This is a genomic window from Microbacterium sp. OR21 (genome assembly GCF_047306785.1).
Taxonomy (GTDB): Bacteria; Actinomycetota; Actinomycetes; order Actinomycetales; family Microbacteriaceae; genus Microbacterium; species Microbacterium esteraromaticum_E.
The window spans coordinates 255,458-271,313 of sequence record NZ_JAZEXJ010000002.1 but is presented as its reverse complement, the minus strand read 5'-3'; the positions used below and the strand labels follow the sequence as shown (position 1 = coordinate 271,313).

Annotated in this window: 13 protein-coding genes; 7 read left to right on the top strand and 6 right to left on the bottom strand. The window is 70.7% G+C overall.

Features of this window, described 5'->3' with window-relative positions:
• The first annotated feature begins 180 nt into the window (after positions 1-180).
• Genes V2S04_RS05905 through V2S04_RS05895 form a run of 3 tightly spaced genes read left to right on the top strand, consistent with a single transcriptional unit; the run spans position 181 to position 4,640 of the window.
• Positions 181-2,058: an ABC transporter ATP-binding protein gene (locus V2S04_RS05905; RefSeq protein WP_413637514.1), complete on the top strand. Its 1,878-nt coding sequence runs from the start codon at positions 181-183 to the stop codon at positions 2,056-2,058.
• Positions 2,055-3,863 carry an ABC transporter ATP-binding protein gene (locus V2S04_RS05900; RefSeq protein WP_413637513.1) on the top strand — a complete coding sequence of 603 codons (1,809 nt, stop codon included), beginning with the start codon at positions 2,055-2,057 and terminating at the stop codon, positions 3,861-3,863. Before V2S04_RS05905 ends, V2S04_RS05900 begins: the two co-directional genes overlap by 4 nt.
• Before the next feature lie 12 nt (positions 3,864-3,875).
• A complete protein-coding gene (locus tag V2S04_RS05895; protein WP_413637512.1) occupies positions 3,876-4,640 on the top strand; it encodes a hypothetical protein in 765 nt (254 codons plus the stop codon).
• An 83-nt stretch (positions 4,641-4,723) separates the two neighbouring features.
• On the opposite strand, the gene V2S04_RS05890 is transcribed toward V2S04_RS05895, so the two are convergent.
• On the bottom strand, positions 4,724-5,182 hold the full coding sequence (locus tag V2S04_RS05890; RefSeq protein WP_413637510.1) for an N-acetyltransferase family protein: 459 nt from the start codon (positions 5,180-5,182) through the stop codon (positions 4,724-4,726).
• Positions 5,183-5,307: 125 nt separating this feature from the next.
• On the opposite strand from V2S04_RS05890, the gene V2S04_RS05885 reads away from it, so the two are divergent.
• Positions 5,308-7,524, top strand: a complete 2,217-nt coding sequence (locus V2S04_RS05885) for an NADP-dependent isocitrate dehydrogenase (RefSeq protein ID WP_413637509.1) — start codon at positions 5,308-5,310, stop codon at positions 7,522-7,524.
• A 74-nt stretch (positions 7,525-7,598) separates the two neighbouring features.
• Here the strand turns inward: V2S04_RS05885 and V2S04_RS05880 are convergent, their stop codons facing one another.
• Positions 7,599-9,068 carry a L,D-transpeptidase family protein gene (locus V2S04_RS05880; RefSeq protein ID WP_413637508.1) on the bottom strand — a complete coding sequence of 490 codons (1,470 nt, stop codon included), beginning with the start codon at positions 9,066-9,068 and terminating at the stop codon, positions 7,599-7,601.
• A gap of 175 nt (positions 9,069-9,243) precedes the next feature.
• Between V2S04_RS05880 and V2S04_RS05875 the strand changes: the two genes are divergently transcribed.
• From V2S04_RS05875 to V2S04_RS05865, 3 genes are read left to right on the top strand one after another with little or no spacing between them, the layout of a single operon-like run.
• Positions 9,244-10,425: an ROK family protein gene (locus tag V2S04_RS05875; RefSeq protein ID WP_413637507.1), complete on the top strand. Its 1,182-nt coding sequence runs from the start codon at positions 9,244-9,246 to the stop codon at positions 10,423-10,425.
• A complete protein-coding gene (locus tag V2S04_RS05870) occupies positions 10,422-11,387 on the top strand; it encodes an ROK family protein (RefSeq protein ID WP_413637506.1) in 966 nt (321 codons plus the stop codon). Before V2S04_RS05875 ends, V2S04_RS05870 begins: the two co-directional genes overlap by 4 nt.
• Positions 11,380-12,159, top strand: a complete 780-nt coding sequence (locus tag V2S04_RS05865; RefSeq protein WP_413637505.1) for a glucosamine-6-phosphate deaminase — start codon at positions 11,380-11,382, stop codon at positions 12,157-12,159. Before V2S04_RS05870 ends, V2S04_RS05865 begins: the two co-directional genes overlap by 8 nt.
• Positions 12,160-12,237: 78 nt before the next feature.
• Here the strand turns inward: V2S04_RS05865 and V2S04_RS05860 are convergent, their stop codons facing one another.
• The 4 genes from V2S04_RS05860 to V2S04_RS05845 are packed head-to-tail and all read right to left on the bottom strand — an operon-like array spanning position 12,238 to position 15,767.
• The gene (locus V2S04_RS05860; RefSeq protein ID WP_413637504.1) at positions 12,238-12,633 is read right to left on the bottom strand and encodes an NUDIX hydrolase; all 396 of its coding nucleotides are present in this window, start codon (positions 12,631-12,633) and stop codon (positions 12,238-12,240) included.
• Entirely contained in the window at positions 12,626-13,987 is a 1,362-nt protein-coding gene (locus V2S04_RS05855) for an FAD-binding oxidoreductase (RefSeq protein WP_413637503.1), read from the bottom strand. Before V2S04_RS05855 ends, V2S04_RS05860 begins: the two co-directional genes overlap by 8 nt.
• A 22-nt stretch (positions 13,988-14,009) precedes the next feature.
• Positions 14,010-14,381 (bottom strand): YrdB family protein, encoded by a 372-nt coding sequence (locus V2S04_RS05850; RefSeq protein WP_340088724.1) that lies wholly within the window; start codon positions 14,379-14,381, stop codon positions 14,010-14,012.
• 9 nt (positions 14,382-14,390) lie between these two features.
• Positions 14,391-15,767, bottom strand: a complete 1,377-nt coding sequence (locus V2S04_RS05845) for an RNA polymerase sigma factor (RefSeq protein ID WP_413637502.1) — start codon at positions 15,765-15,767, stop codon at positions 14,391-14,393.
• Positions 15,768-15,856: the final 89 nt, after the last annotated feature.

Sequence of the window (15,856 nt, the reverse complement as noted above, 5' to 3'; positions counted from 1 at the left end):
AGCTCCAGGAGGACACCATGATCACGACGACTGTCACGACGTCCCTCCGCTCGCGCGCACTCCGCCCGCGGGATTGAACCGCGGCCTCGCGACCTCTGATCGCGCCGCGCCGCACCCGCACCGGATGCCATCGGCATCCGCACCCGTCTTCGTCTTCCGCTCGCCACGCAACTGAGAGTCATGTCTGTCACCTCGTCTTCGTCGTCCCTGTCCACCGTCGCGGCGCTCTGGCGCCTGAAGCCGTTCGTCCGGCCCATCGTCGGCCGCCTCATCGGCGGTGCGCTCAGCGCGCTCGCGGCCGCCGTGATCGCCCTGATGATCCCGATCGTGCTCGAGCAGGTCGTGAAGAACTTCGATCTCGGCGGGGGCGTGGAGGGCTCGCTCGGGTTCGTCGTCGCCGGTGCGTTCGGGGTGCTGGCCCTGGCGTTCGGCGAGGCCGCCATGGTGTGGCTGCGTCGGTGGTTCGTGCTGACCCCGGCCACCGAGGTCGAGTACCAGATGCGTGCCGAGCTGTACTCGCGGCTGCAGGGGCTGCCCGTCGCCTTCCACGACCGCTGGCAGTCCGGACAGCTGCTCAGCCGCATGATGCAGGACATCAACATCATCCGGCGCTGGCTGGCCTTCGGCCTGATCCTGCTCGTCGTCAACGTGCTGACCATCATCATCGGCGCCGCGCTGCTGTTCCGCTGGCACTGGCTGCTCGGCGTGATCTTCCTCGTCACCGGCGTGCCGATGTGGATCCAGGGATTCCTGTTCGAGAAGCGCTACGGCGCGCTCGCGCGTCGCAGCCAGGACCAGGCGGGAGATCTGGCCACCAGCGTCGAGGAGAGCGTGCACGGCATCCGCGTGCTGAAGGCGTTCGGGCGCGGCAAGCACGCCCTGCTGCGCTTCAGCCGCCAGGCCGAGACGCTGCGCCAGACCGAGCTGAGCAAAGCGCGGGCAATCGCCGAGATCTGGTTCTGGCTCGACCTCATGCCGCAGATCGCGTTCGGCCTCAGCCTCATCTCGGGCATCTGGCTGATCGCCCAGGGGCAGATCGACGTGCCGCAGCTGTTCGCGTTCTTCGCGATGGCCGCCGTGCTGCGCTGGCCCATCGAGTCGATCGGCTTCCTCTTCTCGTTCATGCTCGACGCGCGCACCGCGACCGACCGGGTGTTCGAGATCTATCAGGAGACGAACACCATCACCGACCCCGAGAACCCGGTGCGCCTCGGCGAGGCGCGCGGTGAGCTCGCGTTCGAGGGCGCCCGATTCCGCTATCAGGACGCCGGCGCCAACGAGCGGGATCTGCTCGACGGCATCGACCTCGTGCTGCGGCCGGGGGAGACCATGGCGCTGGTCGGCCTGACCGGCTCGGGGAAGACGACGCTGACGACGCTGCCGGCGCGCCTGTACGACGTGACCGGCGGGCGCGTCACGCTCGACGGCGTCGACGTGCGCGATCTGGAGCTGTCCGAGCTGCGCCGCCACGTGGCGATGGCGTTCGAGGACGCGACGCTCTTCTCGGCATCCGTACGCGAGAACGTCCTGCTGGGCCGCGCAGACCTCGACATCCGCAGTGACGAGGCCGAGCGGGTGCTGCGCGAGGCGCTCGATGTCGCCCAGGCCGGGTTCGTCGACACGCTGCCCGACGGCGTCGAGACGATCATCGGCGAGGAGGGCCTGAGCCTCTCCGGCGGCCAGCGTCAGCGCCTGGCGCTGGCGCGCGCGGTCGCCGCCGACCCGAAGGTGCTCGTGCTGGACGACCCGCTCTCGGCCCTCGACGTCGACACCGAGGCGCTCGTCGAAGAGGCTCTGCGACACGTGCTCGCCGACACGACCGCGCTGGTCGTCGCGCACCGGCCGTCGACGGTCGCACTCGCCGATCGCGTCGCTCTGCTCGAACGCGGACGCATCACCGCGGTGGGCACCCACTCCGAGCTGCTGCGCACCAGCTCGCACTACCGCCACGTCATCTCGAGTCTCGAGGCGGAGGAGGCGGCGCGCACCGGCGCGATCGACATCATCACCGATGCGTCGATCGACGCATCCGCGAATGAAGAGGAGGTGCAGGCGTGAGCATCGCAGGCACCCAGGGCGAAGACCGCTCGAACTACACCAAGGCTGAGAGCCGGGCCATCAGACAGCGCTCCCTGCGGCTGCTCGGCTCGCTCGTCGGGCCGCTCCGAGTGCGGATCGTCATCACCGCGCTGGTGCTCGTCGTCTCGACGGCGCTGCAGGTGGCCGGCCCCATCCTCATCGGCATCGCACTGGACCGGGCGCTGCCGCACCTGCTCGAGACCGCCGATTGGATGCCCGCGATCATCGTCACGATCGTGTACCTGCTCGCCGGGATCGTCGGCTCCGCGCTGATCGGGCTCTATGTGGTGCTAGCCGCCCGCATCACGCAGGCGGTGCTGCTCGACCTGCGCAAGCGGATCTTCCTGCACACCCAGCGCCTCAGCCTGGAGTTCCACGAGTCGTACACGTCGGGGCGCATCATCTCGCGCCAGACCAGCGATCTCGACTCGATCCGCGAGCTGCTCGAGGGCGGCCTGAACAACCTCGTCTCGGGTGTGCTGTTCGGCCTGTTCACGTTCATCGCGCTGGTGATCGCCGACTGGCAGTCCGGCGTGATCCTGCTCGTCGCGGGCATCCCGCTGGTGCTGCTGATGCGCTGGTTCTACACCCGCTCCCAGCGGGTGTATCGCGAGTCGCGCGTGATCAGCGCCACGGTGATCGTGCAGTTCGTCGAGACCATGACCGGCATCCGGGCCGTCAAGTCCTTCCGGAAGGAGCCGCGCAACGACGCGACGTTCCGCAAGGTGGCCGGCGACTACCGCGACGTCAACCGCCGCTCGATGGTGCTGTACGGCACCTTCGAGCCCGGTCTGATGGGCGTCGCCGCGCTCACCCTCGCCGGCGTGGTGCTGTGGGGCGGCCTGCGTGTCGCCGACGGCGCGCTGGGTGTCGGCGTGCTGCTGGCGGCCGTGCTGTACGTGCGCAACTTCTTCGCGCCCATGCAGGAGATCGCGATGTTCCTCAACTCGTACCAGTCGGCGACCGCCGCACTCGAGAAGGTGTCGGGTGTGCTCGAGGAGCAGCCGACCGTTCCCGATCCCGACCAGCCCGTCGACCTGTGGGAGTCGCGCGGCGCGCTGCGCTTCGAGGGGGTCACGTTCGCGTACAACGCAGACAGGACGATCCTGCCGGACTTCACCCTCGACATCCCCGCCGGGCAGACGATCGCGCTGGTCGGCACGACGGGTGCGGGCAAGTCGACGCTCGCCAAGCTCGTCTCGCGGTTCTACGACCCGACCGAGGGCCGGGTCACCCTCGACGGCGTCGATCTGCGGATGCTGCACCCGAAGGACCTGCGCCGCGCCATCGTCATGGTGACGCAGGAGGCCTATCTGTTCAGCGGCACGGTCGCCGACAACATCGCGCTGGGCAAGCCCGACGCGACGCTCGACGAGATCCGCGCGGCGGCGCGCGCGGTGGGCGCCGACGAGTTCATCTCGGCCCTGCCCGACGGCTACGGCACCGACGTCAACAAGCGGGGCGGACGTGTGTCGGCGGGGCAGCGCCAGCTGATCTCGTTCGCACGCGCGTTCCTCGCCGATCCCGCGGTGCTCATCCTCGACGAGGCGACGGCGTCGCTCGACATCCCGTCCGAGCGGCTGATCCAGGAGGCGCTGCAGACGCTGCTCGCCGACCGCACGGCCATCATCATCGCGCACCGCCTGTCGACCGTGGCGATCGCCGACCGCGTGCTGGTGATGGAGCACGGCCGGATCATCGAGGATGACACCCCCGCCGCGCTGATCGGCGGCACCGGCAGGTTCGCCCAGCTGCACGCGGCCTGGCAGGAGACGCTCGTCTGAGATTAGGTTGGGATGGTGGATCCGATCCTGCTGCTCGCCACCGAACTGTGGTGGGTCGCGCCGACGGCGGCCGGCGCGGGAGCGGCCGGGTACGCGATGGTGCGAAGGCGAGGGACGGTGAACGGCAGGCGACTGGGCTATGACGCGGCGCGGCTCGAGCTGCGCCGCGCCCAGCTCGACGCGCGCGCGGCGGCGGATGCTGCCCGTGTCGCCCGGGCGGATGCCGCGCGGGTCATCGCCGAGAAGGCGGCCGCCCGCGCGGACGCCGAGGCGGTGGCATCCGCCCGCCGGGCCCTCCGGGAGGCGCAGCTGGCGTCGCGTGCCGCGGTCGCGCGGGTCAGGGTGAGCCGGGTGCGGGTCTCGACGGAGCGGTCGGCCATGGCGGCAGGCGGCATGCTGCCGCTGGAGCGGCTGCGGGCCCGGCATGATGCCCTGCTCGCGCGGTGGATGGAGTACGAGACCGACCCCGCGCGCGCGATCGCCTTCCCCGCGATGAGCGATGGGCGGCAGCCCGCCACCGCGCTGTTCCTGGCTGCGTTGGAGCGTGCCAGAGACGCCAGGCCCCGACCGGACACCAGGGTGACTGCGGAGGATTTCGCCGCGTACCGGGTCGCCGTCGACGAGCTCGAGCGCACCTTCGACGTCGCCGAGCGCACGGCGCGCGGTGAGCAGGTGCGGCCAGAGCTGCCGGATGCCCTGTGGGACGCCGCGCGCACCTTCGCGGTGCGCACCTCGGACTCGGTGATCGCCTGGACCACGCGCAAGCGCCGCCCCTGACCGCGTCGCACGCAGGGAGCGCTCCCAGACGAGCGGCGACGGGGTCTCGATGGGGGAGGGGATTCGGGGCCCCGCCGCCGGCTTCAGTCCGTGACGCGGATCTGCGCGACGACCTCGCCGTATTCGGTCTCGCCGACCGGCTCGAAGCCCACGCGGCGGAAGAACGCCTCGGGCCCGGCCTCACCGGCTTCGTAGATCACGTTCACGTGGTCGACGCCGCGCGCACGCGCCTCGTCGATCAGAGCTTCTACAGCGAAGCGGCCCACGCCGCGCCGCTGCTCGTCGGCGTCGACGTTGATGCGCCACAGCACGCTCTTGAAGTGCTCTTCGGGGGTGTCGGCGTCGAAGCTGGCGCTGACGAACCCGACCACCTCGTCGCCGTCGAGCACGACGCGCTGCCACGAGGTCTGCGGATTCACGACGGTCGCCGCGATGCCGTACGACACGGGGGCGAGGAACTGCTCCTGTCCAGGGCGCAGGGACAGATTGTTCACGGCGACGATGGTCGCAGCGGATAGTTCTTCCACGCGCAGTTCCGACATGACCCCAGGCTAGCGCGTCCCCGCCGCGCGTGTTGTAACAGTCGTGCATGCTGCGGCGGGGCCCGTCGAGGAGACTCGGGTATCTTGGTATCGAGATAAATCTGCCCTCGCGAACGGAGATCCCGGTGACCGACGACGCCATCATCTACACCTACACAGACGAGGCGCCGGCTCTGGCCACCGCTTCCTTCCTGCCGATCATCAAGGCCTACACCGGTCAGGCGGGCATCGAGGTGGAGACCCGCGACATCTCGCTGGCCGGTCGCATCCTCGCCGCCTTCCCGCAGAAGCTGACCCCCGAGCAGCAGGTCGGCGACGCGCTCGCCGAGCTCGGCGGGCTCGCCACGCTGCCGGAGGCGAACATCATCAAGCTGCCGAACATCTCGGCATCCATCCCGCAGCTCAAGGCGGCCATCGCCGAACTGCAGCAGAACGGCTTCGATGTTCCGGACTACCCCGACGAGCCGCAGTCGCTCGAGGAGAAGGACATCCGCGCGCGCTACGACCGGATCAAGGGCTCGGCCGTCAACCCGGTGCTGCGCGAGGGCAACAGCGACCGCCGCGCCCCGCTCGCGGTGAAGAACTACGCGAAGAAGCACCCGCACCGCAACAAGCCGTTCGCCGAGGGGTCGAAGACCCGCGTGGCGACCATGGGCCACGACGACTTCAAGAGCAACGAGCGCTCGTGGGTCGCCGCCCACGACGATGTGCTGAGCTTCCAGCACATCGCAGCCGACGGCACCATCACCGTGCTCAAGGAGGGCCTGAAGGTCCTGCCGCGCGAGATCATCGACGCCACCTTCCTCTCGGCCGCGCATCTCGACGCCTTCCTCGCCGAGACCCTCGAGCAGGCGAAGGCCGATGACGTGCTCTATTCCGTGCACCTGAAGGCGACGATGATGAAGGTCAGCGACCCGATCATCTTCGGCCATGTGGTGAAGGCATTCTTCGCCGACGTCTTCGCGCAGTACGGCGACAAGCTCGCCGAGGCCGGCCTGAGTCCCCGCGACGGGCTCGGCTCGATCCTGTCGGGTCTGACGACGGTCGCCGGCGGCGACGAGATCGCCGCGGCCTTCGAGCGGGCGATCGACGCCGGTCCCCGCCTGTCGTACGTCAACTCCGACAAGGGCATCACCAACCTGCACGTCCCGAGCGACGTGATCGTCGACGCGTCGATGCCTGCGCTGGTGCGCAACGGCGGCAAGCTGTGGGGCAAGGACGGCGGTGAGGCCGACACCATCGCGGTCATCCCCGATTCGTCGTACGCCGGCGTCTACCAGGCCGTCATTGACGACGTCATCGCCAACGGCCCGCTCGACCCGGCGACCATCGGCACCGTGCCGAACGTCGGCCTGATGGCGCAGGCCGCCGAGGAGTACGGCAGCCACGACAAGACGTTCGAGATCGCGTCGGACGGCATCGTGCAGGTGCTCGACAGCGAGGGCACCGTGCTCATCGAGCACACCGTCGGCGCCGGCGACATCTGGCGTGCGACCCAGACCAAGCACATCCCCGTGATGGACTGGGTCAAGCTCGCGGTGACCCGCGCTCGCGCGACCGGAGCGCCTGCCGTGTTCTGGCTGGACGCGAACCGCTCGCACGACGCGCAGATCATCGCCAAGGTGCACCAGGGCCTCGCGACGCTCGACACCAAGGGCCTCACCATCACGATCCTGGCGCCCGAGGAGGCCACCCGCTACACCCTCGCGCGCATGCGCCACGGCCTCGACACCATCTCGGTCACCGGCAACGTGCTGCGCGACTACCTGACCGACCTCTTCCCGATCCTCGAGGTCGGCACGAGCGCGAAGATGCTCAGCATCGTCCCGCTGCTCGCCGGCGGCGGTCTGTTCGAGACCGGTGCGGGCGGCTCGGCCCCGAAGCACGTGCAGCAGCTGGTCGGCGAGAACTACCTGCGCTGGGACTCGCTGGGCGAGTTCTTCGCCCTGGCCGCGTCGCTCGAGCACTTCGCCGACCGCACCGGAAACGAGAAGGCCCGCGTGCTCGCCGAGACGCTCGATGCCGCCACCGGCACCTTCCTCGAAGAGGACCGCTCGCCCGGCCGTGCACTCGGCACGATCGACAACCGGGGCAGCCACTTCTACCTCGCGCTGTACTGGGCGCAGGAGCTGGCGACGCAGACGAAGGACGCGGCGCTCGCCGCCGCGTTCGCGCCGATCGCCGAGCAGCTGGCCGCGAACGAGCAGAAGATCGTCGCGGAGCTGAACGCGGTGCAGGGGCATCCTGTCGACATCGGCGGCTACTACCGTCCGGATGCAGACAAGGTGGATGCCGCGATGCGTCCGTCGGCGACGTTGAACGGTGTCATCGACGGCATGTGATGACAGACGCAGAAGAGGCCGGATGCTCAGCATCCGGCCTCTTCCATGTCTGCGGCGCGCGTGTGGCGCCGGGATCAGTCGTGCACCCACACCTCGGTGCCCTTGGTCGCCCACTCCCATACGAAGCGGGCGGCGTCGACCGTCATGTTCACGCAGCCGTGGCTCATCGGCGTGCCGAAGTTCGAGTGCCAGTAGGTGCCGTGCAGCGCCTCGTCGCCGTTGTAGTACGTGATGTACGGGACGTTCGGCGTGTAGTAGAACGGCTTGACCGTGGTGTCCTCGCGGCCCATGTTCTGCGTGCGCAGCTGGGCGTACACGCGGAAGCGCCCCTTGTCGGTGGGGGTGCCGGCCTTGCCCGTCGAGACCGCCCACGACTTCACGAGCTTCTCGTTCTCATACAGGTAGGTGCGCTGCTCGCTCAGGTCGACCTCGACCCGGCGGAACAGGTTCGTGGACTCGAACGGCGTCGAGGTCACCGGCAGGGCGAAGGCGGCGTCGCCGCTGCCCAGCTTCTCGGCGAAGTCAGCGGCGGTGGTGGAGGTGTCGCCGAGCACGCGACCGTCCTTGCCCTCGGTCAGGGCCTTGAGCACCTTGCCGTCGGAGTCGACGATGTTGCGCGCGTTGACGACCTCGCGGTCGACCTTCGACGCGAGCGTGTCGACCACGGACTGGATCTTCGCCGCATCGGCGGTGATCTGCAGCTCCCCGTCGACGGGCGCGACCGTGAGCCACGACGCGGCGACCTCGGGCGCGACCGGGACGGTGCGCTCGTCACCCACGTAGAAGCCGACCTTGGCCAGCATGCCGTTCAGCTTCTCGACGGCCGCCGCCGCCTTCTCATCCGTGATCAGCGGGGCCACCTCGGTCGGCTCACCCGAGAACGCGAACGAGGTCTCGCCGGCGGTCAGCGCCGCGGTGAACTCGTCCGTCAGGTCGTCGAGCGAGAACCCGACCCCGGGCTCCGCGGGCGTCGCGGTGTACGTGGCGGCCTTCGCGTCGAAGACGACGGTGGCGTCGGTGGCGGGGGTGTAGGCGGCTGGCGCGGCGGCGCGCAGGGCGCTGTCGGCCACCGCGGTGTCGAGGGTCAGGTCGGCCGCGATCGGCTCGCCCATCCAGGCGCCCAGGTTCCACATCGGGCGGTCGGCGAAGGCCTGGTCAGCGAGAGCGGTCGCGTCGACGCCGGCGCCGAGGTCGGCTCCGTCGACGCTCGCGCCGCCGTCGACGCCGGTGAGCTGCACCTCGGTGGATGCCACGCGCGAGCTCACCGCCTCCGCAGCGGCGCCCGGGGTCATGAAGCCGACGGGGACGCCGGCGATGGTCGTGCCTGGAGCGATCAGGAACAGCGAGGCCGCGGCGGCGGCGACGGCGACGGCCCCCGCACCCAGGCCGATCCACAATCCGAGCCGCCGCTTCTTCGGTGCCGGTTCCATCGGGGCCCACTGCATCGGCTGCGTCCCGTCGATCGGCGGCTGCGCGACGGTCTCCGCGTGAGACGAGACGGCGTTCGACTGGCCGGTGCCGGGTCCGGAGATCAGATCGGTCACGGACTCACCCCCCTAGATGCTGCGTGACATATGTTTTCATGGTACGGGACGGGTGGTCACGGAGAGGCAACGTCTGACGCCGCTGCGGGTGACACGGGTAACGTTTCGGTAAAGCGAGTCGTCCGGCCTCCTCGCGATGTTGCGGTGGGTCGGTTCGTAAGGTGTACTAACAAACATGAGTATCCCTCTCGACCGCCGGCCCTCCGCGCCGGCGCACGCCCTGGTCAGCGGCTCGTTCGGTGGCGGCCGCGGGCTGCGTGCGACCGGGAAGGTGCTGCCCGAGCAGGCCAGGGCGCACAACCGGTCGCTCGTGCTGCAGACGCTCTACCACCGCGGCGAGATGAGCCGCGCCGACCTCTCGCGCGAGACCGGGTTGACCCGGGTGACCATCTCGGACCTCGTCGCGGAATGCATCTCCGACGGCGTCGTCCGCGAGATCGGCGTGCGCGAGGCCGCGGGCCCCGGCAAGCCTCCGATCGTGATCGACATCGACCGCCAGGGGCACCAGATCATCGGCGTCGACCTCTCGGGCGCGGACGCGTTCCAGGGTGCCGTGCTCGACCTCGACGGGCACATGCTGCACCGGCGAAGGGTGTCGCTGTCGGCCGAGGCCGACCCCGAGCAGGCCTATACGGCCGCGGTCGAGCTGATCCGCGCACTCGTCGGCGCAGCCGATCGTCCGGTGCTCGGCATCGGCGTCGGCAGCCCCGGGATCGTCCGGCCCGACGGCACGGTGCTCAGCGCACCGAACCTGAGCTGGGTCGACCTGCCCCTCGAGCAGCTGCTGCATGACGAGTTCGACCTGCCTGTGCTCGTGCGCAACGACGCGAACGCCGCGGTGCTCGCGGAGTACACCTTCGGCGCCGCTCGCTCCGACATCATGCTCGTGCGCATCGGACGAGGCGTCGGCGCGGGGCTCATCGCGGGCGGGCAGGCGGTCATCGGCGGTCGCTTCGCCGCCGGCGAGATCGGGCACGTCGTCACCGGCACCGACGAGGGCCCCCTCTGCGCGTGCGGCAACCGCGGATGCCTCGAGGCGTGGGTCAACGTGCCGCACCTGCTCGAGCTGATCGCGCTCGAGCCGGACCGCCGTGCCGACATCCTCGCCCAGGCGGGCACCCGGCTGGGCATCGCAATCGCCCCCATCGTCGCGGCCCTCGACCTCTCGCAGGTCGTGCTCGCCGGCTCCGCCGAGCTGCTCGGCGACGAGTTCGTCGACGCCGCCACGCGCACGCTGCACGCCCGCACGCTCGACGGGGTCTTCGCCGACGTCGAGATCCGGCTCACGCAGCAGCGCGACATCGTCCTCCGGGGAGCCGCGGTCATGGTGCTCTCGGCGCAGCTGGGCGTCTCGTGACGGGGCCCTTCGACTCCGGCATCCGGATCGGCCTCGACATCGGCGGCACGAAGATCGCGGGCATCGCCCTCGCCGACGACGGCACGGTTCTGGGTCGGGTCCGGCGACCCAGCGGCTGGGGCGACGCCGCCGTGCTCGACGGCGCGGCGGCCTCGGTCATCGAGCTGATCGACCAGCTCGACGTGAGCCGGGAGCGCATCCGGTCGATCGGGATCGGCATCCCGGGCCTGGTCGACGCAGCCTCCGGAGTCGTGCTGCACGCGGTGAACCTCGGCGTCGCCTCGCTCGGCCTCGCGGCGCACGTGCGCGAGGCGCTCGGCGTCGCGTGCGTCGTCGAGAACGATGTGAAGGCTGCGGCGCTCGGCGCCGCCGCGCTGCGTCGGGACACCGCGCCGATCGCCTACCTGAATCCCGGCACAGGGGTCGCTGCCGGCGTGGTCATCGACGGCCGCATCTGGCGCGGAGCGCGCGGCACCGCCGGCGAGGTCGGTCATCTGGTCGTCGACCCGCAGGGGCGGGTGTGCGGATGCGGGCAGCGCGGCTGCATCGAGACGCTCTGCGGCGGTGGGGCGCTCGCCCGCGCGTGGGGCCGCGGCGGGGAGCTGCCGGTGAGGGACATCCTCGATGCGGCGGACGCCGCGGACGAGACCGCTGTCGCGCTGCGCGACGACCTGTTCCGCGGTGCGGCCGCGGCGGTGCGCGCCCTCGTGCTCGCCGCCGATGTCGAGACCGTGGTCATCGGGGGAGGACTCACCGCGCTCGCACCTCGCATCGAGCCGGGCATCCGGGCGCGACTGCGCCGCGATGCCGTCCCGTCACCGTTTCTGCAGTCGCTGCACCTCGATGAGAGAATCGAGCTGCTGCCCGCCGACTCCGCCGTCGCCGCCATCGGCGCCGCGCTGCTGAGCGCTGCGAACGCACCGACCCATCCCCTCGAGAAGGAGATCCCCGTTCATGGCTGAAGTCGTCATCCTCGACAGCAGAGCCGCCGCCGGCGCGCTCGTCGCAGACGAGATCGTCCGACTGGTCGACGAGGTGAGGAACCCGGTGCTGGGACTGGCCACGGGATCGACGCCGCTGCCGGTGTACGATGCGCTGCGCGAGCGGCTCGCCGGACACGACGTCTCGCATGTGCGCGGCTTCGCGCTCGACGAGTACGTCGGCCTCGACGTCACGCACCCCGAGAGCTACCGCTCGGTCATCACCCGTGAGGTCATCGAGCCGCTGGGCCTGGACCCCGAACTGATCCGCGTGCCCAACGGCGCCCTCGAAACCGTCCGTCACGCGGGCGACGACTACGAGCGCGAGATCATCGACGCGGGCGGCGTCGACCTGCAGATCCTCGGCATCGGCACCGACGGGCACATCGGCTTCAACGAGCCCGGATCGTCGTTCGCGTCGACCACCCGCCTGAAGACGCTCACCGAGCAGACCAGGGCGGACAACGCCCGCTTCTTCGACTCCCTCGACGAAGTGCCCAGGCACTGCATCACCCAGGGGCTGGGAACGATCCTCCGCGCCCGTCACCTCGTGCTGCTGGCGTTCGGCGATGCCAAGGCCGAGGCCGTCGCCGCCGCTCTCGAGGGGCCGGTCAGTGCGATGATCCCCGCCTCGGCCGTGCAGCTGCACCCGCATGTCACCGTGGTGCTAGACGAGGCAGCGGCCTCCCGACTCGAGCTCGCCGACTACTACCGCTACAGCTACGAGAACAAGCCGTCCTGGCAGGGCATCTGACGCCCGGTCGATCCCGACCGTGCGGCTCCGGGCGGGCAGTCGGGAGCGGCGGGCGATGCCGCCGCGCGGTCCGACCGGTCAGGCCCAGGCGATCGGCAGCAGGTGCTCGGTGCTCAGCGGCGCGAGCGGCACACTCGTCCAGTCGCCGCGCTCGAGCCAGCGCAGCTCGGCGAGCTCGGCCTGCACGATGACATCACCGGGCTGAGCGCGCAGCGCGAACGCGTCGGCCACCACGCGGTGATCGGGCTCGTTCGCGGCCGCAGACACGAAGGTGCCGAGCGGGGTGAGATCGGTCTCGTCGACGCGCAGCGCCAGCTCCTCCTCCAGCTCGCGGATCAGGGTGCCCGCCGCGCTCTCGCCCGCCTCGGGCTTGCCGCCGGGCTGCATGAACCGAGTCGTGCCGCGCTTGCGCACGACCAGGGCGCGGCCGAGGTCGTCGACGATGACAGCGGCGCTGACGCGGATGTCAGGCATCCGAGAAGACCTTCCCCGGGTTCAGGATGCCCTGCGGGTCGAACACCCGCACGATCTGGCGCTGGATCTCCCACTGGTCGTCGCCGAGCTCGTCGGCGAGCCAGCGGCTCTTCAGGGTGCCGACGCCGTGCTCGCCGGTGAGGGTGCCGCCGAGGCGGATCGCGGCTCGGAACAGCTCGTCGGCCGCCGCCCAGATGTGCGGCGGCACGGTCTCGCCCTCGAACACGAAGTTCGGGTGCAGGTTGCCGTCGCCGGCGTGCGCCACGGTCGGGATGCTGACATCGAACTCCCGTTCGATGCGGGAGATCTCGTCGAACATGGCCGCCATCTGGCTGCGCGGCACAGCGACGTCTTCGATGAGCGTGGTGCCGAGGGTGGCCATGGCGGCGTGCATGGCACGCCGGACGGCCAGGAGTCGCTCGCCCTCGACCGGGTCGTCGGAGAGCACCACGTCGCCGCCCCCGGCCCGCAGCACCTCGGCGATGCGGTCGGCCTCCTCGCGCGCGGCCGGGCCGTCGGTCTGGATGGTGAGCTGCGCGGCACCGGCGACGGGCGCCGGCAGCGCCAGCAGCGCGTGCACCGCGGCGAGCGACGGGGCGTCCATCAGCTCCATGATCGCCGGCTGCACACCGGCGGCCGTCACGGCGGCAGATCCTGCGGCGGCATCGCGCACCGTCGGGAACGAGCCGACGATCGTGCACACGGCTCCCTCGGTGAGCCGGCGCAGCTTCAGCGTCGCGCCGACGATGACGCCCAGGCGGCCCTCCGAGCCGATCACGAGCGAGGTCAGATCGAGACCGGTGACGCCCTTCACGGTGCGATGTCCCAGTCGGAGCAGGCGCCCGTCAGCCAGCACGATGTCGACGCCGAGTACGGCGTCGCGCACGACTCCGTACTTGGCGCAGAGCAGCCCGCCGGCGCCGGTCGCGATGTTGCCGCCGACGGTCGAGATCTCCCGGCTGGCGGGGTCGGGCGGCCACCACAGACCGTGCCGGCCGAGCTGCGCGTTCAGCTCGGCGTTGAGGATGCCCGGCTCCACCACGGCGAGCAGGTCGTCGGGGCGCACCTCGAGCACCCGGGTCATGCGGGCCGTCGAGAGCACGATCTCACCGGGGCCGGCGTTGGCGGCTCCGGCCAGACCCGTTCCGGCTCCGCGGACGACCACGGGCGTGCCGGTCGTCGAGGCGATGCGCATCACCTGCTGCACGTCCTCGACACTGCGGGCATGCACGACCGCGAGCGGCGCACCGGGCGAACGATGACCGCTGCGATCCGCCCGCGCCTCGTCGAGCACGGATGCGGAGGTGTCGACGATGTCGCCCAGCTCGCGGGCGAGACGCTCGACGACCGTCATGATGTCACTGCTCCCGCTGGCCTCAGCCGAGCGAGCGGCGTCCGGCGATGACGCCCGAGGTGACGGCGACGACGGCGAAGGCGAGACCGACCCACGCCTGGCCGATCGACCACCAGGCGAGGGTCACTGCGACGTAGATGAGCACCTCGACGAGCGCGCGCAGGAACGGGTGCAGGCGCAGCACGGGGCGGGGCGACAGGAACAGTGCCCACACGAGCAGGGTGACCAGCGGCGCGCCGACGCCGACGACGATGTTCCACGGCATGGCCCATTCTCCGAAGCCCCACAGGGCCAGCGAGGCGAGAGCGGCGAGCAGCACCAGCACGCGGACGATGTCGAGAGGAGTCACGGCGGGGCGCTGCACGCCCGGTTCGGCGGCGGTGTGCGGGGACATGCCCCCATTCTATTCGGCGGTCGTGCCCGCCGATGTCGGGAGGTCGGCGGAGGACGGCTCGTCGGCTGCCTCGCCCGGAGAGAGGTCTGGAATCGGCGTCGGCGCGGGGGAGGGCTCGGGAGTCGGAGCAGGCGTCACGATCGGAGGCCGGGTCGGCTCGGGAACCGGAGTCGGCGTCGGTGTCGGGCGCGGAACCGGATTCGCTGAGGAGTCGGCCGCGGGCTCCTTCGGTGGTGCGGGGACACCCGGAAGCGGCGGCCTGAGGAGGCCGTCGACGATCGGTGCGATCGGCGGAGCAGGCTCCTTCTTCGAGGGAGGCTTCGGAGACGGCGACCGGGGAGCCACGGGCCTCGGGGGCGGGGCGGTGTCGGTCCTCTCGTCGTCGACCTCGATGATCATCGGGGTGCCCGCACTCATCGAGTCATCCGGGGCGACCTCTGACGCGATCGATGCTTCGTCCGGCTCGGCTGCGCTGGGCGGCGAGGTCGCCGAGGTCGACGTCATCATGGCGGGTACGACCGCCGCGGCCGCCACCGCACCGGCGACGACGAGCGCCGCGGATCCGGCACCGATGAGCGCGCCGATCCCCGCGACTGAGCGAGACCGCGCCCTCCCGCGTGTGCTCAGCGAGGCCGTCGCATCGACGGCCGACGCGGCATCTTCGGCACGCGTGGTCACGACTGCGTGCTGGGTGACGCTTTCGGGCATCTCGGCGAGCGCGCCGACCGGCGCCGACCCGCTCTCCAGCGCGGCGAGATAGGCCTCGGCTCCGGTGGTGCCCAGCATCAGGGGCAGGACGACGAGCACGAGGTGACTTGACACGTCCTGTGCCTCGACGGCGTTCTGCTGATGCGCCCGCACCAGCGCCTCGCGCAGGCCCCTGCGCGCGCGGATGCTCAGCTGAGACACTTCGCCCGCACTCATGCCGAGCAGCGGTGCGATCTCGCCGGGCTTCATGCGCTCGATCTCCGAGTACCAGAGCACCTCCTGCCAGCGTGCCGGCAGCGAGCGGAAGGCCCCGGCGGTCAGACCGCGGTCGAGCTCGCCGTCGGTCGATGACGGATCGGTCACCGTGTCGAGTTCGTCGGTCGTCGCGTCGTGCCGCGTGACTCCCCAGGCAGCTGCGGTGTTGCGGATGCTCGTGAACAGGTAGGCGCGGAATGATCCGTTCGGTCCTGCGCCTCCTCGAACGGCTCGGTGGATGCGGGTGAACGACTCCTGGACCAGATCCCGGGGGTCGATCGAGGACGTCACAGAGCGGGCCGCCGCCACTCCCGAGGCGTGGTGACGACGCCAGAGCTCGGCGAAGGCATCCGCATCTCCCGACCGGGTGCGCAGCACGAGGGCGGCGTCAGCCATCGCCTCACCGCTGCTGTCGATCGACACGGCCTGTCCTCACCCCCGCGGGAACGCTCTCACAAGAAGACGCGTGAGTGCTCTTCTCATCACGCGACTTCCCATTCTGACTCGAAACG